Here is a 21375-nt window from a genome sequence, read left to right as displayed (position 1 = left end):
TATGGGCGCTCTGACTCCTGCCCGACAGGCTCACAGCCTGCCTTGTGCCGGACAGGTCTCCCTGGTCCACATGACGCGGCCTTCCATGCATTCCGTCACCAACCACCTGACGCGCCCCATCATCGCTTCTCCGCTGCCCGCCCAGCGTGATGGGCTTCCGGAATCCCTCTGGTTCCGGTCTGGGCTTCGCCACCGGCTAGCAAGCTCGCCGCTACGCCCAGCCGAATCGTGTTCGTTATCTTGCTCCCCACCCCGCCTCACGGCGACGCAGTTACTTTCAGCTACCAGGAGCGGGCATCTCCTGGAAAAGGACTTTCACCTCTCAGACCGCGCCTGCTCACAGGCGCACTAGCCCCTGCAAAGACAGGATAGCAGTGGCAGAATCTCTCTCGGAGCATGCTTCCACACTTCCTGTGGCGCGGAATCTCCAGAGAAGCTTTATGCCCCCCAGTGGAGCCCTGGGGTTCAATCTGCAGACCATGTTGAACCATGCCGTTCACTGCCATAGATTTTATATTAGGCAATTTCCCCGGCATTGACAACGCCAGATTCGCCTCCTGCTCAATGAGGCAACTGGCAAGGCCTGGAACAAATCAAGCCGAAAGCTATGGTTTCTTGTTTGTTGGCATCGATCTTGCTCACCACCCCCTTTGTTCAATAGTTGCCGGGTTTATTGCTGCTGGAGCAGAACAAACCCATCTCGAGAGAAGAAGGTGCAAATATTGACTCACAACTCAGAAGATGGTGAGATATTAGCCGTTCTGTTATATAGATTACTCTATTGGAGTGTGGCCAATGAAAGATGCCTGCCAGGTTATATTGACTTCGGGGGGAGCAGAGGGAAGGGGCATCGCCTGCTTCAAAAAACAGAAATACGCAGAATGTTCTGAAGTTAGGCCCCTCAGTCTGCAGAAAAGGAGATAAAGGATGAGTAGTTTGGCTGCCATACACGAATGTCAGAATGACTGCCCTGAGGAGGCACTCGAGCTTACTGTGCTGGCTCCCATGTACAACGAAGCTGACAACATTGTTGCCACAGTCACTACCATCAACGAAGCCCTGTCACAATTTGGCAGATCGTGGGAACTTCTCCTGGTAAACGACGGCAGTTCTGACAACACCCTGGAAATCGTCCAGGAGCTAGCCAAGCAGTTCCCTAACCTGCGGATTATTTCATACCCTGTCAATTGCGGCCGCGGCAAGGCTCTTCGGACCGGCTTCGAGCACGCTCGCGGCAAATACGTTATTACCATTGATTTTGATCTGAGTTACAGCCCCGAACATATTTTGCGCATCTATGAAGAACTCGCCGATCCCGAGCAGATGAATGATGTTGTCCTCGGCAGCGCCTACATGGCAGAGGGCAGAGTGGTTGGCGTGAACCCCTGGCGTGTTTTCATCAGCAGGTTGGGAAACAAGATTCTAGAATACACCTTTCCCCAGCCATTCAAGACGAGCACCTGCATTCTCCGGGGTTATCGCCGGCAGGTGCTCGAGGCTCTCGAACTCGAGTCTAACGGCAAAGAAATTCATCTGGAAATTCTTTCCAAAGTGTGCGCCCTCGGTTTCATGGTAAAGGAAATACCCGCAACCCTGCAAAACCGCAAGAGCGGGCACTCAAAGTTCAAACTGAGGAAGACCTCTGCTTCCCATCTCGTCTTCTCAGTTTTCGAAAAACCCCTGCTTGTCTTCGGCCTGGTGGGAGTCCTCCTTACCCTCCTCGGACTTGCCATTGGCATCTACATCGTCTGGCTCAGGTATGCTGGGACCCTGAACCCAGGAAGACCTCTTATACCACTGATGCTAATCTTGCTCATAATGGGTAGCCAGTTCTTTTCATTTGCCTTTGTGGCCGCCCAGAACAACCACCTGAGAAATGAGATATACAGGCTGCAGCGACAGATAAACTTGCTAACTATGAAAAAAAGAAATGAGTCACAGCATCACTCCTGAGGGGTGCCTACCGGAAACTTGACATGAAGCGCTCCACGCAACCCCATATCTGCTTTCTGACTAGCAGTTTTCCGGACTACCAAGGCAGCTATCGAGGGATTTTCGTCTGGCGTGCCGCCCAAAAACTGATGGAACGTGGGTATCGAGTCAAGGTGGTGACCCCAAGACTGTTCAAGAGAAGCAAACGCTGCGAAGTATTTGCCGGGGTGCCAGTATATCGCTTCCCTTTTCTCTCCGAGGAAAAACTCCTGATCGAATATGACAAGATCCCCATGGCGCGTATGGTTACATATATGTGTTCTGCCCTGGTGGCCTGTCTGCTTGTAGCACGTAAGAACAGTTCCCAGATGATACACGCACATTTTGTACTTCCCACAGGGCTGATTGGTGCTGTTGTTGGCCGCCTTCTTCGAATCCCCGTGGTCATACACGCTCATGGTTCTGACATGACAAGATATGCCCGCCTCGAGCCATGGCTGCACTGGCTGACCACCTTGACTACCGGAGCAGCCGACCATATCATCGCAGTAAGCGATGAACTCTCGAAGATTCTAAGGGAAGAGTTTCAGGTGCCTTCTGAGAAAATAACTGTGAGAAATTGCAGTGTGGACACGGAATATTTCAGACCACTCCCCCGGAGGGAGGCACGAAAACAACTTGGCTTACCCTGTCATGACACTATTGCACTTTTTGTCGGCTCCCTCAGTCGCTGGAAGGGAGTTGACCTGCTGCTCTCTGCCTTTAAAAGGGTCAAAGATCATCATGCCAGTCTCAAGCTCTATGTGGTGGGCGACGGGCCCTTGCAAAAGGAGCTGCGGGCAAGAGCTCGTCGCCTGGGCATAGAGAAGACCGTACATTTCGTGGGGCACAAAGAAAACCAGCAGATGCCCCTATGGTACAATGCGGCTGACATATTCGTGCTGCCCAGCCTGAGGGAGGGAACGCCAGTATCCTTGCTGGAAGCCCTCAGTTGTGGTGTACCGGCAGTAGTTTCTCGAGCAGGTGGCATGCCCGAAATAATCAAAGACGGCCACAATGGACTACTGAGCAACACAGGCGATGCATCTGATTTGGGGGAAAAAATTGCCATGTTGCTTGGCAGCGAAGATTTACGGCAACGTTTCAAAAAAAATGGTCGTCAGACCATCCTCGAGAAAGGAAGGATTCAGCAAGAAATTGACGTCGTAGTTGATGTATATAGTAATTTAGGCCTGCTGTCAGCACAAGCGCAGGATTCTCTGTTCGACAAACAGGATATGGATGTTAGCAATGTGTTGTGAGATTGTCAACCAATCTCGTTGCCAACAGGAAAAATACAGTCACCTACCTTCAAAAAATCAATTTTTCATGGCTAGATCTCAATCGTAGTGGAGAAATTATGTAGGTGGCCAGATGACGTTACCGACTACTACGGACATTATAGACGTGCGCAACTGGAATACTCTTATAAGAATAGGAATTGCTGCCATTCTGTTCCTCGCTGCTTCTATCTATATTGCCCAGTTCTTGCCGAGCTTTGATTTAAATATCTTTGCACTCGTTTCATTAAACAAATGGTCATTGATACTCTGCCTGTTTCTCCTAGTACAACTACTTACTATCTATTATTTTAATCTGATCATCAGCAAAATGGCCCCCGTTAAATCCCTATTCAGGCTGTGCCAAGTAATGTTCGCTTCTTACTCTGTCAATTACGCCGGACCGTTGAAACTCGGCATGCCTCTCAGAATCTACCTTTTCAAGCGTATCCTGGCAATTCCCTACCCGGCTGGTACCGCCAGCGTGGTTCTTACAACGGGCCTAGATGTCTTTGTTATGGCCGTTATAATTGTGACGCTCTCTGGTGCTATCTATTTTTCTGCTTCCCTCGGGCTCATACTCGGCTCTGTCGTCATTATTTGCTTTGCCATGCTCGTCGCGCTTTCAAGGCAGCTGTCATCACTGTGTCCAGGACGTCCCGCCTGGCTTGCTAATTTTCTGTCGTACCTTGGAAAGCTGTCACTGCTGTCAATGTTGGCGGCCATTCTTATCTCTGCAATCAAGACCCTGCTTCTGCCGCTCACTGCCTGGGTTGTCCTGCATGCCTTGGGAACCACTGTCAACATGGCCGAGATGACCTTTGTCTACTGTGCTTCACATCTGGCCGGCCTCCTGTCTTTTGTGCCAATGGGCATTGGCATCAAAGATGCATCCCTCATTGGCTTGCTCGGTCGCCTGGATACGCCGGCCTCGGTTTGTGTGGCATTTGTCGCCATTGACCGGTTGGTGTGGTCCGCCATCCCTCTGTGTCTGGGGCTGCTGGCAGCTTGGCACCTGGGGATCAATGAAGTGCTGAAATCAGCGAAGAGCGAATTGAAGCCAGACAGGCTGTAGTACCTTGCAGAGCCCTGAAGAATATTGATCGAACAAGAATAGATATCATGCGAGGCGTTTTACTTCGGCAGGCGCAACATGACTCTGGTGAATACAGCAAATTTAGCAGCAGATAGGTTGACTATAGGCAGATACGCCCCACCGCAATCAAAAAAAAATGCTTTTTAGCAAATAGCACTGTCTCTATATTTTGCAGCAGTTCTCAGAGGAACGCTATGATCAGGGTAGCAGTTGTTGGATCAGGTTACTGGGGCAAGAATCTCGTCCGCAATTTTCACAATCTTGGAGCTCTCACTATCATATGTGATTCTGACCCAGAGGTGTTAACCGAATTTCAACAAAAGTACCCCTCAATTTATACTGTTCGCGACTTCAGAGATCTCCTCTCTGATGGCAACCACCATGTCGACGCGCTGGTGATCGCCTCTCCAGCAGAGACTCACTACGAACTGGCGCTCCAAGGCCTCAAGGCCGGCAAGCATGTGCTGGTGGAGAAACCTCTGTCGCTCACCGCTGAACACGGCCGGCAGCTGGTGGTTCTTGCCGAGCAAAAACAATTGATTCTCATGGTTGGCCATGTACTGCAATATCACCCGGCGGTTGTCAGACTCAAAGAACTGGTTGATGCAGGGGAACTGGGAAAGATTCAGTATCTCTATTCCATGAGACTGAATATAGGCAAGATCAGAGCAGAAGAAAACATCCTGTGGAGCTTTGCCCCTCACGACATTTCGGTCATTCTCATGCTCCTGGACGAAATGCCGGCCACGGTGCATGCTACAGGAGGCAGCTACTTGCAGGAGAAGATACCAGACACCACACTGACCACACTCGATTTTCGCACAGGGGTCAAGGCGCACATTTTTGTCTCCTGGCTGCACCCCTTCAAGGAACAGAAGCTGGTTGTTGTCGGAGACAGGAAAATGGCCGTATTTGATGATCTCAGCGAAGAAAAGCTCCTCCTGTACCCACATCAGATAAAGTGGGTAAAGCGGCTTCCCGTTGCTGCCAAAGGAGAAGCCGAGGCCGTGCCGCTGGACATGCAAGAGCCTCTTGCTGTGGAATGCCGCCATTTTCTGGACTGCATCGCTAACGGCAGACCTGCACGTACGGACGGCAGAGAGGGGCTGCGAGTCCTGCGCGTGCTCGAAGCCTCTCAGGAATCCCTCAACCAAAACAGCAGCCAGGTGTCTCTGGAGCAAAGCAAGGCGTTGGCCACCGAGGCAGCAAGTTCCCCCATTGCCAGAGCAAAAGATGCCTCTGAAGTTGCTGCTGCCCAGCCGTTTATACATGAGTCAGCATATGTGGACGAGGGGGTGACTATAGGCCCAGCAACAAAAATCTGGCACTTCTGCCATATACTTGCAGGCTCCAGAATAGGCGGCAATTGCACCATCGGCCAAAACGTCATGATTGGCCCCAGAGTCACCATTGGCAGCGGCTGCAAGATTCAAAATAATGTCTCCGTCTACCAGGGTGTTACTGTAGAGGATGAAGTGTTTCTAGGACCTTCTGTGGTCTTCACCAACGTGTACAATCCACGGGCTCACATCCCCAGACGTCATGAACTGCGGCCCACTCTGGTGAAAAAGGGGGCTACTCTGGGCGCCAACTGCACGGTAATCTGCGGCACCACCATAGGCCGTCATGCCTTTGTGGGGGCCGGGGCTGTGGTGACCAGAGATGTGCCGGACCACGCCCTGGTAGTCGGCGTACCCGCCAGAATTGTTGGCTGGGTTTGCAAATGTGGAGAGAAACTGACCTTTGCTGCAAGCGAAGCCTCTTGCCCCGCTTGCGCTCTGAAATACCATCGACAGGGTAACAAGATCTTCAAGGTTGGCTCATCATGACAGCACTGCAGGTAATCACCATCGTGGGAGCTAGACCGCAATTTATCAAGGCTGCCCAGCTCAGTGAAGCCCTGAAACGGGCTGGGCATGAAGAATTTCTCATCCATACCGGCCAACACTACGATCTCGAGATGTCAAGAGTCTTCTTTGACGAGCTCCCTATACCGGAGCCGGACGTGAACCTGGAAGTAGGCTCCGGTCCTCATGGTTGGCAGACAGCACAGATGCTCGCTGGAATTGAAGAAATTCTGCTGTCGCAGCCAGCCGATTACCTGGTGGTCTACGGCGACACCAATTCCACACTGGCCGGAGCTCTGGCAGCTTGCAAATTGCACCTTCCCCTCGTCCACATCGAAGCAGGACTCAGATCATATAATCGACAAATGCCGGAAGAACACAACCGGGTGGTAACAGACCATCTCTCAGATTTGCTCTTTTGTCCGAGCCACACAGCAGTAAGTAATTTGAAAAAAGAAGGCATTGTGCGGGGTGTCTATCAGGTAGGAGACTTGATGCACGACTCAATAGTCAAAAACTTGACATTGGCAGAAGCCCATTCCCGCATCCTGCCGAAACTCCGGCTCGAACCGGGACAATATGCTCTGGTAACAGTACATCGGGCAGATATCACTGAAAAGAGAGGCAGACTGCAAGCTCTTTTCCAGACCTTCGAGAAAATCGCGGCAAACGGTCTGCGGGTAGTCATGCCTGCTCACCCCCGCACCTCAAAAGCTTTGCAGCTTCTAGGGATAGCTCCTGTCAGACTGCAACTGCTCAAACCTGTATCTTATCTCGACATGCTCGCCCTAGAGAAACATGCGCGAGTGATTGTCACAGACTCGGGAGGAGTGCAAAAGGAAGCCTACTGGCTGGGCGTGCCCTGCGTCACTCTCAGAACAGAAACCGAATGGCTGGAAACAGTGGCCTCTGGATGGAATGTTCTGGTAGGTTGTGAGGACCATCTTATCATCAGAGCTGTAGACAAAGCCTGCCCGGGAAAAACACGCCGAGATGCCTTTGGTGATGGCAGAGCTGCAGAGAGAATAGTGGCTATTCTCTCGGAGCTTCGAGGGCATGCTGCTAGAAAAAGTACCGATTCCCAGGAACTATAGCATGGCATCATCCATATCTTTCAAGAGCATTTCCGAAAAAAAATTCTTCATCTTTGCAGTCTTACTGATACTGGTTTCAACTGCCATAGTTTATGGCAATTCCCTGCACAATGATTTTACCAACTGGGACGACACTGAGCTTGTGGTGAAAAACGTCTCCATAAGATCTCTTGACAGCAAGAATATTGTTAAAATATTCACCCCGAAAAAGGGCAAGACTTACCAGCCTGTCAGAGTGTTGAGCTATGCTATAGACTATCGCCTGTGGAATTTGAATCCTCTGGGTTACCACATTAGCAATACCGCTCTGCACGGGCTCTCGGCAATCATTCTTTATTTACTGCTTACGGCGGTGTTGAAGCGATTGCGAGGTGAAGAGTATGACGGCTCGAACAGAATGGTTGCTTTGTGTACTGCCCTGCTCTTTGTAATGCATCCAGTAAACGTTGAGGCGGTCGCCTGGATTTCTTCCAGAAAATATGTACTGCTTGCGCTTTTCTATATCCTCGCTTTCTATCTCTATGTAGAGGCAGAAAGAGAGAAAACCTCATTTTCTTGTTACATTCTCTCCATCGTAGTATATCTGCTGGCGTTACTTTCCAGCCCCTTCAGTGTGACACTGCCAGCAGTATTATATCTCTACGACTATTGTCGTCACACAGACTTAAATTTCTTTTATATCTTGCGAAAGAAATTCCTATATTATCTACCTTATCTTTTCCTCAGCATTGTTCAAACAATATTGCTTCTCAATTTAGTAGCAACCGGCACAGGTGCTGCTATAAAAAGCCACTACCATAACAATCCTCTCTATACTCTCTTGCTTATGTTGTGGGCGCTCTATGACTATTTTAGAAATATGCTTTTGCCATTCTGGCTCAACAACTGGTATCTTGAAAATATCTCCTATGACTTTCCTGTTTATAAGATCATTATAGCCGCCTGTATTTTATTAAGTTTAATTATCTATGTAACCGTCCGTCCCAAAAAGTGGCAAAGGTTGCCCCTGTTCTGTTTCGGCTGGTTCTTTATCACTCTCCTGCCGGTCACAAATATTATCCCTATCTCAACCAAGATAGCGGACCGTTATCTTTACTTGCCGGGCATTGGTCTGTTTCTCTGGTTTTCACTGATTCTAGAGAATTTCCTCTACACTCACCCGGCAAAAAGACTAAGGACATTTGCCGTATCAACTGCCGCCGTCATCTTGTTGACTTCCTTGTCATATTTGAGTATTGAACGCAACAAAGTTTGGCAAAATTCGGTAAGCCTCTGGTCTGACAGCCTCAGCAAGACACCGAACAACCGTACTGCGCATCTAAACCTTGGACAGGCCCTGGGGGATGAGGGCCGTCTCGAGGAGGCCATGGCCCATTACCAGGAAGCCTTGCGACTGTATCCAAACTATGCCGAGGCACACAATAATCTGGCAAATGCCCTGCTGCAACAGGGAAAGCTGGACCAGGCGATCGCCCATTTCAATAAGGCCCTGCAACTGCTGCCTGGCTTTGCCGAAGCTCACAACAACCTGGCGGTTGCCCTCCTGCAGCAGGGAAAGATCAAGCAAGCCACAGAGCACTACTATGCTGCGGTGCAGCTCAATCCTGAATCTGCACAAGCTCATAACAATCTGGGAGTGCTGCTCGAACACACGGGCCAGCTGCAGCAGGCAATTACTCACTATGCAAAGGCCATAGAAATCGACCCCGAGTATGCCGAGGCCTACAACAATCTTGGCAATGTACTCAGCCGCAAGGGCAATCTCGGCGCCGCTGTGGCTGCTTATGCAAAGGCCCTGGCCTTGAAGCCGAATTACGCCAAAGCTCACAACAACCTTGGCGTTGCCCTGGCCCGGCAGGGGAAACTGGAACAGGCCATCAGCCACTTTCAACAGGCCCTTCATCTCAAGCCAGAATTTGCCCAGGCAAGAAAGAATCTGGCAATTGCTCGGGAAGAAATAGGCAAAGCCCACGACGCCGCCCAAAAAAATCCCTAGCCCTGAAGAGTTGAAAACTATGATCCGTACCTTCATAGCCATCCGGATACCTGAACAAACTAGAGAGGCCATTGCTGCAGTTCAACAAGCGTTGCGAGCCCATGGTGCTCGAGTGCGCTGGGTGAAACCCCACAGCATTCACCTTACCCTCAAGTTCCTGGGAAACATCCAGCCAGAGCAGGTGGATGACATTGCTGCCGCCATAAATCAGGCCACCTCCGGGGAAGCAGTGTTCACTCTGCGAGCCACCACCCTGGGAGGTTTTCCCAACCTTCGCAAACCGCGGGTAATTTGGCTGGGACTCCAGGGAGAAATTGTACCGCTTCTGCGCCTTCAGGCTCGCCTGGAAGACGAACTGGAATCAATTGGTTTTCCCAGAGAAAAAAGACCTTTCAAACCCCATCTCACCATAGGCCGTATTAGAGATCGCCGCAGTCAGCAGGATTTGTCCCAGCTGGTGGCAGCTATCCCTCTGACTGAGTTCAATCCTTTTGACGTCCAGGAAATAATATTGTATAAAAGTGATCTCAGACCGACCGGGGCGATCTACACGGAACTTCGACACATACCGCTTGCTGCTCCCGCATCGAGGTAAACCCTTACTTACCACGGCAGTATCGAACCTGGCATCGCCCCAGGCCGACATGTGGGACTGCTGCTTGGCAACTTACACATTAGGGGAACAACATGGCAAAAGAGAGTGATGAAAGACAACGAGCCATTGACCTTGCCATGAGTCAAATAGAACGTCAATTTGGCAAGGGAGCAATAATGCGACTGGGCAGTGAACAGGCGGTTGCAGATATACCGGTCATACCTACGGGTTCTCTGTCGCTCGACCTGGCCCTGGGTCTAGGCGGCGTGCCGCGTGGTCGCGTTGTTGAAATCTTCGGCCCCGAATCATCCGGCAAGACTACCCTGGCTCTGCATATAGTAGCAGAAGCCCAGAAGCGCAATGGCATTGCCGCCTTTATTGATGCTGAACATGCCCTTGATCTCTCGTACGCCCGTAAACTTGGGGTAAATGTGGACGACCTGCTCATCTCTCAGCCGGATACGGGTGAACAAGCGCTGGAAATTACTGAGGTGTTGGTGCGCAGCGGTGCCATGGATGCGGTTGTCATCGATTCTGTGGCAGCACTGGTGCCGCGGGCCGAAATAGAGGGAGAAATGGGAGACTCCCACATGGGCTTGCAGGCGCGCCTCATGTCTCAGGCACTGCGCAAGCTCACAGCCGCCATCAGCAAGTCCAGGACCACCGTTATTTTTATCAACCAGATCCGCATGAAGCTGGGAGTACTCTTCGGCAATCCGGAAACCACCACTGGAGGAAATGCTCTGAAATTTTACTCTTCCGTGCGTCTCGACATCAGGCGCATCAGTGCCATAAAAGATGGCCAGGAGATTATAGGAAGTCGCACCAGGGTGAAAGTAGTGAAGAACAAGCTGGCGCCTCCCTTCAAAGAAGCTGAATTCGATATCATGTATGGCCAGGGCATCTCCAGAGAAGGAGATATCCTGGACATGGGCACTGGACTCAATATCGTGGAGAAAAGCGGAGCCTGGTATTCTTACGGCGGCGATCGATTGGGGCAAGGCCGCGAAAACGTCAAGCTGTTCTTGAAAGAACATCCTGATGTCTGCACCGCTATTGAGCGTCAGGTGAGAGAAGCTTACGGCTTGCACATCAGCGACATTGGTGAAGGGAGGAAAACAGAACAATGAAAACTGCTGAGATCAGAAGCGCATTCCTCGAATACTTTCGTGCCAACGGCCATACCATTGTGAAGAGTTCTTCGCTGGTTCCCCACGATGACCCCACCCTGCTGTTCACCAACGCCGGCATGGTTCAGTTCAAGAGACCGCTGCTCGGGGAGGAAAAGCGCGATTACGTACGCGCCACCTCATGTCAGAAATGTATGCGAGCCGGCGGCAAGCACAATGATCTCCGCAACGTGGGACGAACAGCTCGCCACCACACCTTCTTTGAAATGCTGGGAAATTTTTCTTTTGGTGACTATTTCAAAAAGGAAGCCATCCATTTTGGCTGGGAATTCCTCACCAGAGATCTCAATCTACAAAAGGACAAACTCTATGCCTCAGTGCACGAAGGCGACGACAGCATGGGTATCGGCGTGGATCAGGAGGCCATGGAAGAATGGAGTAGATACCTGCCGCAAGAAAGAATCCTCACGCTGCCCACCAGCGAAAACTTTTGGGCAATGGGCGATACCGGACCTTGCGGACCCTGTTCAGAAATCATTATAGACCAGGGAGAACACATGGCCTGCGGCCCAGAGTGTGCCCCGGGCGTCTGCGACTGCGACCGCTTCCTCGAACTCTGGAATCTGGTGTTCATGCAGTTCAATCGCAAAGACGACGGTTCCATGGAACCACTGCCTGCTCCATCCATAGACACGGGTGCTGGCCTGGAAAGAATAGCAGCAGTCCTGCAAGGAGTGCCGACTAATTATGATATTGATCTGTTTCGGCAGATCATTGATGCCATCGAAGCAATAAGTGGCCACGCCCACGGACGCGATGCCGACAAGGACGTCTCCATCAAGGTCATTGCTGATCACGGCCGGGCCGCTACCTTCCTCATTTGCGACGGCGTGCTGCCCAGCAACGAAGGCCGCGGTTACGTGCTGCGCCGCGTTATTCGCCGGGCTGTACGCCATGGCAGACTTCTGGGAGTGGAGGAACCTTTTTTGGACAAGGTTGCCGACTCGGTTATCGCGGCAATGAGTGACACCTATCCTGAATTGGCCCAGAATGCAAGCTATATAAAAATGGCCCTGGGTAATGAAGAAAAATCCTTCTCTGCCACCCTCGACAGGGGCTTGGCCAAACTGCAAGATGAAGTGGAAAAACTGAAAAAGGATGGCCTGCGCGTCTTTCCCGGCGAAGTGATTTTCAAACTCTATGACACCTATGGTTTTCCCATCGACATCGTAATGGACACAGCCCGGGACTTGCAGTTCCAGGTGGATGAGAGCGGCTTTGAAAAACTAATGGCAGAGCAACGCCAGCGTTCCAGGGCCGCCTTCAAGATTTCCGGCGTGCTGGAAACTTCAGAAGCCCTCAAGCAGCTGAGCGCCCAGGGGATCACCACCACTTTCACCGGCTATGACCGCACCGAAGACGAGGGGGTGATTCTCGCTCTACTCACCAAAAATGGGGCGGTATCAGAGGTTAGCGAAGGTGAACAGGTAGAGGTTGTGTGCGACAAGACGCCGTTCTATGGCGAGGCCGGCGGCCAGACCGGCGATTCAGGATACATGAGCGGCAGGAACTTCGTGCTCAAGGTGGAAAATGCCCAGAAGACACCTGGCGATCTCATTGTCCATCTCTGCCAGGTGGAAAAGGGAGCCGCTAGAGTAGGAGACCAGGTCAATCTCAGAGTGGATGAAGAAAAGAGGAGGGCCACGGAGAGGAATCACACTGCCACCCACATCCTGCACCATGTGTTGCGAAGCGTCTTGGGAGACCACGTAAAGCAGCAAGGTTCCTATGTGGGCCCGGATCGACTCCGCTTTGATTTCTCTCACAGCGAAGCACTCACCCCTGAGCAGCTAGCCCTCATAGAACGACAGGTAAATGAACGCATTGTGGAAAATAGAGATCTAACCACCCGCATCACAGATATGGACACGGCCATTGCTCAGGGTGCCATGGCACTTTTTGAGGAAAAATATGGTGATACTGTGCGCATGGTGTCAATAGGAGACTACTCCAGTGAGCTCTGCGGAGGCACTCACAGCCATCATACTGGAGACATCGGCTTGTTCAAGATCGTCTCCGAAAGTTCAGTGGCGGCCGGAGTTCGGCGCATTGAAGCACTAACTGGCCCGACTGCTGTGCAATATGTTCAGGAACAGGAACGGATCCTGAAAGAAACAGCCGCCTTGCTGCGAACCGCACCCCAAGATTTGCGTGATAGAATCAGCAAGCTTCTGGCACAGCAAAAAGAGCTGGAAAAGGAAGTGGAAAGGGTTAAAGCTCAGGCTTTGAGCCGACGATTCGCCCCCAGCGGCAAGGAAGCCCGCACTGTAAATGGAATCAAAGTACTCAGTACCAAGGTGCAGGTCGACAGCCCCAAAGATTTGCGGGTAATGCTCGACAATCTCAAGGCGGAGCTGAAATCGGCGGTAATTGTTCTCGGTGCCGAAGGGGAAGACGGCAAGGCAATGCTCATCTGTGGAGTGACCAGTGATCTCACCGACCGCTTCAATGCTGGCGAGATCATCAAGGAGCTCGCTGCTCAAGTAGGCGGCAGGGGCGGCGGCAGAGCGGACATGGCTCAGGGCGGTGGGCCCAGGGTTGATGGGCTGCCGGCAGCCCTGGAAAACGTCTACACCTTGATCCGGAGCCGTGGTGACTAGCCTGGCGATTGCACCAGTTTTACCCGGCGCTGACGAACCTTTGCCTCCTTCAATTGTTCCAGCTCAAACTTCAGCCAGGCCACTTCCTGGGTCAGGCGGCGATTTCTCTCAAAAAGTTGACTGATCGCCAGACTGAAATGCAGAACAATCGCCAGTAGAAAAAGAAAAGCCACCATGAATAGGGTAGTGAGATGGTGCAGGCGGACTATGCGCGAGACGATGTTGAGTGAATCGGGCCAAATTCCAAAAATGAAAATACATACCGCCGTCAACAGCCAGACAATGGCATAGTGTTCCTTGAGACGGCCCTGGCGAATCAACTCGATGATGATTCCAGCCAGAGTGAAACTGAGGATGCCGATGATGATCCTGAGATGCAGGGCAATTTCAGTCATTTCCTATTGCCTCCCTTTGATACTGGCCACCAGAGTCGCCAGAGTAACCTTCAACATATAATAGACGGCAGCGCCAGCGGATATGGAGGATCTTCCCTCCTCCCTGTGGTTCATTGCCACAGGAATTTCCACAAACCGCATGCCATGACGATGCAGGGTGATCAAGGCCTCGACCTCAGGATAATCATGGGGATACTCCTGGGTCAACAGCAGGATGGCCCGGCGGTTTATGGCCCGGAAACCGGAAGTAGTATCATACACTCTCTTGCCGACAATCATGCTCACCAGCAAAGAAAATATCTTGATGCCTATGTTTCTGAAAAGTGGCGCTCTGTAGCCTGTAGGTGCCACGAAACGAGAACCAATGGCCATGTCCGCCCCATCTTCCAGTGCTGCCAGCAGCCGTGGCACATCGGCAGCAGGATGCTGTCCATCACCGTCCACCTGTACAGCAAAATGATAACCCTTTTCTTTGGCAAACAGGAAACCGCTCTGAACAGTGCTGCCTATACCCATGTTATAGGGAAGGCTCAGCACCATGGCGCCACTCTCGCGAGCCCTTCTTGCTGTTCTGTCCCTGGAGCCGTCATCCACCACCAAGATATCACCCCAGGGGATGTGTTCCTTCAGCTGCTTCACCACCTGAGCGATGCTAGCTTCCTCATTGAAAGCCGGCACGATTATCAAGGTCTTTTTTTTCAAGGCAATACCCTCAGCAGCATCAGAGGCGGTTTGCTTTAAACCAAGTTGGCACCAAGAACTTTTTGCCGAACCGTAAGGCCCCCAGGGCTAACCCCCCAGTACGAACAAAGCCGCGCACAAAAGTAACTCCGGCATAGGGCAGAGGTGCGAGCTTGCGCTCGGCGATCCCCCACTTGAGCGGCCAGATCAGCTGCAGGAAAGCATAGCAGACAAGAGTTAGCCAGAGCGGCATCTGCAGGACAGCAAAGCCACTGCCAAAAAGAAGAAAAAGCCCGGTGGTTGCCAAGACGAAGAGAGGTTCAACTCGGTCTTTGAGAAGGGTATAGTCGTCGCCTGCGATCATCTCTGGATGATCCGTGTAAAGTTTGGCCCGCCAGTAGCCATGCCGAAATTGCTCTTTGAGATAGCGCCACAGATTTTCAGGATGATAATGCGCAACCCTGGCCTCTGGAACGAAAACAATGTGCCAGCCTCCCTTGATAATTCTGTACGATAGGTCGGTATCTTCACCACTGGCCTGAGGATATTCAGTATTGAAGCCCCCTGTTGCTGCTAATATATAGCGTGGCATGGCAACGTTGTAAGAACCAAAGGCGCGTACCGTGGCAGGCATGCGGTTGTGACGTTCAATTATTTCCCGGTGCACCCAACGAGCCAACCAGGAACCGGCATTGGCAATATGGTAGCTACCTGCCACTGCGCCAACCCGCCAGTCTCTGAATCCCTGGAGTAGGTTTGCCAGCCAGTTCTTGCAGGGAATGCAATCTGCATCCGTAAAACAGACAATGCTGCCGGTAGCTTCATGCCAGCCTCTGTTGCGAGCCGCAGCTGGTCCTTGATTTACCTGGCTGATCACCCTGGCGCCATGGGCTGCTGCCACTATGGCAGTGTCATCCGTAGAACCATCGTCCACCACAATAACTTCCAGCTCGCAACCATTGTTGGCCTGTTCGAGGCTCCATTGCACGGTCTGCCCAATGGTACTGGCGGCGTTGTATGCCGGTATGACAATACTAACTCTCATGGTTGCTGGTCAAAAGTGCGCTGCAATATTGACAGCCTCCTCGCTGGCAGTTCAGAAACTGTCTCCCACAACCGCGGCCCTGGCCCCTGTTGAATTAAAGCTTCTTGCTAATGGCCGAGACGCAAGATATATACCATAATTGGCAAGATTGTGAATTGCTGCAGAGGTCCAGCCAGACGAATGCAATCGCGCACACCGATTACTCTGGCTCGAGGGGTAAGCCTTATAGTGCCCAGGTAAATGCAGAACCACAATCAATGTTGCACGAGTCTTGCAGCTGCATGGCAGAATTACTTTTGAGGGTATTGGCGGAAATGAATATAGGCATCTCCATCGAGCACCTGCACGGCAAGAAAACAGGGGTCGGCCAGTATGGTTTTCACATCGCTCTCAGTCTTGCAAGAATAGACCCCCAAAATCATTACTCACTTTTCAGCCCATCGCCCCTGTCAGCGCCAGACGCCAAGAGATTGACCGCCCAACCGAACCTTCAGCTCTTTGACCACAATCCGCTGGCAAGAATTTTCTCCAGCGATGTCATCCTTATTCCCCTGTGGCTGCAGTTCTATCTTCCCTACATAACCAGGCGTCACAGATTGGACATATATTTTCACACCGGCAGCATATGGCCGCTGCTACCTTTCCGAGCTGCCAGGCGCCGGTTTGTCTTCATCCATGACGTGATTCCTCTGTTGTTTCCTGAGTGCTATTACAAACACTCTGTCCTCTATTACCGTCTGACCAGGATGACCAATGTGAAAACCTACGATGGTTTCATTGTCAATTCTGAAACCACCAAGAAAGACCTGCAATTGCAACTCGGTATTCGTGGCAGCCGCATTTGCGTCACAGCTCTGGGCAAAGACGACCGTTTTGTGCCAGTAAGCGATTCCTTCCGCAGGGCAACTGTAAGGGCAAAGTACACCTTGCCCGAATTTTATATCCTTTCTGTCGGCACTCTCGAGCCCAGAAAAAACATTGTCGGTCTTCTCAAGGCCTTTGCCAGAGCCAAGTCTCGCCAGATCCTGAAACTCGTGATCATTGGTAAAACTGGCTGGCTGTACAGCGATATATTTGAGACTGTCAAACAATTAGGGATCGGCAACGAGGTCATGTTCACCGGGTTTGTAGACGATGATGATCTGCCAGCCATCTATTCGATGGCAAGAGCCTTTGTCTATCCATCGCTTTACGAGGGATTCGGTCTGCCGGTTCTGGAGGCTATGGCCTGCGGGGTGCCTGTGATCACTTCAGATATACCAGCAATAGAAGAGATTGTCGGAGATGCAGCAATCAGGGTGAACCCCAATGACATTGTGCTGTTGGCAAAAAGCATTGATGAAGTTGCCCTGGAAGAAGCAACACATCACAGACTACGCCAAGCCGCACTCTCACGAGCACATAAGTTCACCTGGGAAAATACCGCCCGGCAGACTCTCGAGTTCTTCCTGAGCTCACGTGAGGCCGCCCATTTCTAAACCACACAGGTTAACAGGCCGACTCCTCATTGGTGCTTCAGTTCGCAAATACAGTGACGTATTTTGCTGACTTACCTCGAAGCATTTGCTCAATCAACACCAAGTCCTCAGTAAATAGGTCCTCAATGAACATATGAATCGAATGAGTTAGTTTCATTTTCTCCAAGCAGTTCAGTAAATATCTTCAGGGTCTCCCGGGCAGTCTTCCTCCAGCTGAAACGAGTTGCTCGTTCAATTCCTTTCAGGTGCATCTGTTGTTGCCGGGTTTCGTCGCCGATAACCTGTTCAATGGCGTCAGCTAACATAGACTGATCCAGTGGATCCTTTATAAGCAAGCCGGCATCCCCTACCACCTCAGGGATGGCCGAGACGTTTGAACTTATCACCGGACAGCCGCATGCCATGGCTTCGACCAAAGGTAAACCAAACCCTTCGTATATGGATGGAAAAGCAAAGCATGCTGCACCGTTATAAAGCAAAGGGAGGCTCTGTTCGTCCACATAGCCTAGAAGCCGAACTGAATCCTTGGACTCCAGGGACCTCAAAGTATTGAAAAAGGATTCACTCTTCCAGCCAATAGCTCCACAGAACACCAAAGGAACGGTTATGCCTTTTCGACAAAGAAGGCGATGAGCTTGTAGCAGGGTAATGAGATTCTTGCGAGGCTCGATGGTCCCTACATATAAGATGTAGCCCGGCTTCAAATTGAACTTATCAGAAAGTACACGATTTTCTATCGGCAGTGGTTTGAATAGCTCCGCATTATAGCCGGGGTAAATAACTGCAATTTTCTCCTCTGGCACACCGCAGAGTCGCACCAGATCTTTCCGGGTATTTTGGGAGACGGCAATAATATGGTCCGCCCTGGCAAGATGTGTTGGCATGTGTTTTCTTAGAATTCTTAGAGTTTTCTCGGCAATGCAATCAGGATAGATCAAATAGCTCACGTCATGGACTGTAATCACTGTAGTACAATTGGCAGAGAAAAAACCAAGAAAATTGGGACCGAAAAACAGGTTGGCTCGCCAGCGGAGATGGTAAATTCGAAAAACAGCACTCGGCCCATAAAACATAAGCAGTTTTAGCCGTTCATAGGCGCTCCTTTTTCTAAATCCTCCTACAGCAGCCTGCTGTAGCCTGTGAATCTTCTCTTCTCTAGGGAGCCTCGCCTTGAGCAAATTGCGGCGAAGGCCTGCTGGACCTAGAAGCAGGTAGTCATTTTGCTTGTCTTGTTCTAGGAGATGCCAGAAGAGGTAATAACTGTAATAGCCAACACCAGTGAGAGGTTCGAGTAAAGACCTAGCGTCTAGAGCGATGAGCATACTCTCTTACTCCATACCTGATCCCATCTATTTCCCGCTATGGCAACAATGTTGCAGCCGCCAGGTAACGATCATTCTCTCCCAAGAGCAAGCCTGGCTGCGCTTTACCACGGCTAGGTCCGAGCGAGCTGACTCTAGCTTTCGGTTTGAGCGCTCTTCACAAGGAAGATTGTGCGAATATATCATTGACAGGGTTCCAGTTTAGCGGCAACAAGTCTCTTGACCTTACTTACTTCGATTCCGTCCAAACACAGCGGAGAAGTATAAAGACAGGCCCCACCGCATTGATCACACAACAGGTGCAAACGTATCACCTCATGGCCTGCACCCCTAGGGCTAAAACGTCTATAATCCTCCGGACCGAAAATGGTTATCACTGGTATGCCCACTGCCGCTGCCAGGTGGATTAGCCCGGAGTAGGCGCCGACAAACATCTTGCACCTCTCGAGAAGTGCAGCTATCCGTCGCGGCCTACTCGAATCCCCGATAAACATGGCACGCCCTCGCACAAGACCCTTGTAAATCTGGCATGCAGGCACTAGATGTGCGTCATCGGCAATGACAAGAATGTACGCATTGTAATCCTCCTGCAACCATCTCCCTAGCCGGATGAATCGCTCCACAGGCCATTGCAGTCCAGAATATTGCCCTCCAGGAGACAATGCTACGACAAAGTCAGCAGAGTCACTGGCTGCGTTCGCCATAACTCGTCCTGCGTACCTGTAGTCTTCTTCAGAGAGCCACACCTCTGTATCTGTACTGGCAATGTGAGCTCCCAGGAAACGGAGAATATCCAACTGGCTCTCCACTTCATTTCTGGGCATACCCTTTTGCGGCCCGTATGTGAACGGCTGGTCTAATGATATTTTTTGGGGTCGCACTGGTGTAGCTGTAGCCTCCAAGTATCCCAGCCGCCATGGCGCGCCAATTAATCGCATCAGGGCGTGTGATGCTGTTAACTCCCTTTCATCCTCCCATCCGGGCAATATGGCCATATCAACCAGAACCTTGTTGAAATTACGCATCACATAACGAATTGCCCCTAACCAGCTAAGGACCGGACTATCTTTGGATTTGCCGCCATTCTCCATGCCTCCACCGTCAAAAACCATGACTTTATCGATATATGGACACTTTTCAAAAAGATTGGCAGTGGCAGGTCTTACAACAAGGCCAATCCACGCATGAGGCAAAAATCTCCGCAACTCGCGCAGAAATGGGCTTATTAGAACTGCCCTGTCTTTACCTGCCAAGTGGATGACCAAAACAGTTTGAATTCTGTGCGCCGCAAAGGCAACGGCGCCAGGCTTCCGCAAAGGCGGCAAAAGAGATGATTTGCGGAGTAAGGCAAGGGCCAAGGCTACCAGGATAATCTCACTTCTTATTATCAGATTCTTGGCCCAGCGTAAGGGATTGAGAATCTCAGCTGCTTGGCATGCCAGTTTGACCAGCTTCAGCTGCTTCTTATAGCTTGCCGCCTTAATTGCAAATTCTTGCCTTCTGACTCTTTTGCTGGTTGTCGCGACTTCCCAGACTTTCTTATTGGATCTCTGCACCTTGGGAGCATCAACAAGTGCCTTTTCCAACAAATCAACCGTCTGATCAATGCGGAACTTCTTTTCAACAGTCTTTCGGCCATTTCTTCGCAATGTTCTGAACAGACTGCGGTTTTCAAGTAAGCGAGATATCTGTCGAGCACATCCTGCTGCATCTCCTTTGGAGTAGGTAAGACAGTTAACCTCACTTTCCAGAATTTCAGCACTGCCACCGGTACCTGTGCCAATCACAGCAAGGCCAGATGACATCGCCTCCAGCTGAGTTATGCCGAATGGCTCATCCCAGAGGGAAGGAAAGACCAAGATATCGTGGCTCTGGTATACATTGGGGAGATTCTCACGCAACACCGCACCTATAAAGGCAATTCGATCATCAACGTCGCATCTTCCTGCAACATCCTTCAAGAAAGCTGTGTAGGTACTTGCACCGTCATGATCCCCAACGATATCAAAGGACAGACTTCTGTCGCCCAGTGATTGTCTGGTTATCCCCAAAGCTTCAATGACGGTTTCAATGCCCTTGTGAGGCACTATTTGGCCGACATAGAGAAGCCGGCTAGGTACTGGAGAATCCGTTGACTTATACGGAAATTTGTCGATGTCGATGCCCCAGTGAACAACAGCTGCGTCTTGGACAGGTTTGCCAACGCTGAGGGCAACACTTTTCAAGTAACTACTGGCAAATACTACTGAAGACATATCCCAGAGAAATGGCGGCACAATCAAGGCAAATTTTCGTGACAACAATCTGTGTAGAAAATAGTCGAGTCCCTTACCCCTGGCACGCCACAGCTGAAACCAGTGATCCATTTCCCATGTTGCCAGCCAGTTGTCAAAAATATAGTAACAAGTCGGCAATCCCATATCTCTTGCTATTGCTGCCAGTGAAATAGAAATGTGAGACATGTTCCAAAAAAAAACGACCTCGGGCGAGAACTCTTCACAGACATGTCTGAAGGCTGCTTGATTGAGCCTCTCTTTGAGAAGAACATCTCTCCAGTTAACCCTTCTCTCAAAACGAAGCATTAACCAACGATAGACATCATCTTCAGTTTGCAGTCGTCCTTCACCATAAGTGCTTGTAAGTACAATAATTTCGTGTCCTCGCCCTTTGAGATTTGCAACCATCTCCTCACAGGCAAGCTCATAGCCGCCAGCATGGTGGGGTGGATAAAGATTGGAAATTACAAGTATCCGCATCGCAGCAACTATGTGCCCAGGTTAACTAA

General features: G+C 50.9%; 15 protein-coding genes. 10 read left to right on the top strand and 5 right to left on the bottom strand.

Annotated elements, in window-relative coordinates; translation table 11 throughout:
• Window positions 1-927: 927 nt before the first annotated feature.
• The 9 genes from JRI89_08030 (at window position 928) to alaS (ending at window position 13669) form a co-directional block, all read left to right on the top strand.
• Window positions 928-1953: a glycosyltransferase family 2 protein gene (locus JRI89_08030; protein MBW2071190.1), complete on the top strand. Its 1026-nt coding sequence runs from the start codon at window positions 928-930 to the stop codon at window positions 1951-1953.
• Between the two features lie 23 nt (window positions 1954-1976).
• The gene (locus JRI89_08025; protein ID MBW2071189.1) at window positions 1977-3233 is read left to right on the top strand and encodes a glycosyltransferase family 4 protein; all 1257 of its coding nucleotides are present in this window, start codon (window positions 1977-1979) and stop codon (window positions 3231-3233) included.
• A 112-nt stretch (window positions 3234-3345) separates the two neighbouring features.
• On the top strand, window positions 3346-4326 hold the full coding sequence (locus JRI89_08020; GenBank protein MBW2071188.1) for a flippase-like domain-containing protein: 981 nt from the start codon (window positions 3346-3348) through the stop codon (window positions 4324-4326).
• A 215-nt stretch (window positions 4327-4541) separates the two neighbouring features.
• Window positions 4542-6176 carry a Gfo/Idh/MocA family oxidoreductase gene (locus JRI89_08015; protein ID MBW2071187.1) on the top strand — a complete coding sequence of 545 codons (1635 nt, stop codon included), beginning with the start codon at window positions 4542-4544 and terminating at the stop codon, window positions 6174-6176.
• A 5-nt stretch (window positions 6177-6181) separates the two neighbouring features.
• Entirely contained in the window at window positions 6182-7288 is a 1107-nt protein-coding gene (gene wecB, locus JRI89_08010; protein ID MBW2071186.1) for a UDP-N-acetylglucosamine 2-epimerase (non-hydrolyzing), read from the top strand.
• Window position 7289: 1 nt separating this feature from the next.
• Complete coding sequence (locus tag JRI89_08005; protein MBW2071185.1) at window positions 7290-9284, top strand: tetratricopeptide repeat protein; 1995 nt, start codon at window positions 7290-7292, stop codon at window positions 9282-9284.
• A gap of 19 nt (window positions 9285-9303) precedes the next feature.
• The gene (gene thpR, locus JRI89_08000) at window positions 9304-9879 is read left to right on the top strand and encodes an RNA 2',3'-cyclic phosphodiesterase (protein MBW2071184.1); all 576 of its coding nucleotides are present in this window, start codon (window positions 9304-9306) and stop codon (window positions 9877-9879) included.
• 92 nt (window positions 9880-9971) lie between these two features.
• A complete protein-coding gene (gene recA / locus JRI89_07995) occupies window positions 9972-11009 on the top strand; it encodes a recombinase RecA (protein MBW2071183.1) in 1038 nt (345 codons plus the stop codon).
• On the top strand, window positions 11006-13669 hold the full coding sequence (gene alaS / locus JRI89_07990) for an alanine--tRNA ligase (GenBank protein MBW2071182.1): 2664 nt from the start codon (window positions 11006-11008) through the stop codon (window positions 13667-13669). Before recA ends, alaS begins: the two co-directional genes overlap by 4 nt.
• Here the strand turns inward: alaS and JRI89_07985 are convergent.
• The 3 genes from JRI89_07985 to JRI89_07975 are packed head-to-tail and all read right to left on the bottom strand — an operon-like array spanning window position 13666 to window position 15790.
• The gene (locus tag JRI89_07985; protein ID MBW2071181.1) at window positions 13666-14064 is read right to left on the bottom strand and encodes a DUF2304 domain-containing protein; all 399 of its coding nucleotides are present in this window, start codon (window positions 14062-14064) and stop codon (window positions 13666-13668) included. The genes alaS and JRI89_07985 overlap by 4 nt on opposite strands.
• A gap of 3 nt (window positions 14065-14067) precedes the next feature.
• Window positions 14068-14766, bottom strand: a complete 699-nt coding sequence (locus tag JRI89_07980; GenBank protein MBW2071180.1) for a glycosyltransferase family 2 protein — start codon at window positions 14764-14766, stop codon at window positions 14068-14070.
• A 19-nt stretch (window positions 14767-14785) separates the two neighbouring features.
• Window positions 14786-15790, bottom strand: a complete 1005-nt coding sequence (locus tag JRI89_07975; protein MBW2071179.1) for a glycosyltransferase — start codon at window positions 15788-15790, stop codon at window positions 14786-14788.
• A gap of 281 nt (window positions 15791-16071) precedes the next feature.
• Between JRI89_07975 and JRI89_07970 the strand changes: the two genes are divergently transcribed.
• On the top strand, window positions 16072-17268 hold the full coding sequence (locus tag JRI89_07970) for a glycosyltransferase family 4 protein (protein MBW2071178.1): 1197 nt from the start codon (window positions 16072-16074) through the stop codon (window positions 17266-17268).
• A 122-nt stretch (window positions 17269-17390) separates the two neighbouring features.
• Here the strand turns inward: JRI89_07970 and JRI89_07965 are convergent, their stop codons facing one another.
• Together JRI89_07965 and JRI89_07960 are read right to left on the bottom strand one after the other, a co-directional pair.
• On the bottom strand, window positions 17391-18590 hold the full coding sequence (locus JRI89_07965; GenBank protein MBW2071177.1) for a glycosyltransferase family 4 protein: 1200 nt from the start codon (window positions 18588-18590) through the stop codon (window positions 17391-17393).
• A gap of 182 nt (window positions 18591-18772) precedes the next feature.
• The gene (locus JRI89_07960) at window positions 18773-21346 is read right to left on the bottom strand and encodes a glycosyltransferase (protein MBW2071176.1); all 2574 of its coding nucleotides are present in this window, start codon (window positions 21344-21346) and stop codon (window positions 18773-18775) included.
• Window positions 21347-21375 lie beyond the last annotated feature (29 nt).

It is taken from the genome of Deltaproteobacteria bacterium (genome assembly GCA_019309045.1).
Taxonomy (GTDB): domain Bacteria; phylum Desulfobacterota; class Syntrophobacteria; order BM002; family BM002; genus JAFDGZ01.
Note: the sequence above shows the minus strand (reverse complement) of the source record. Positions and strands in the feature narration are given on the sequence as shown.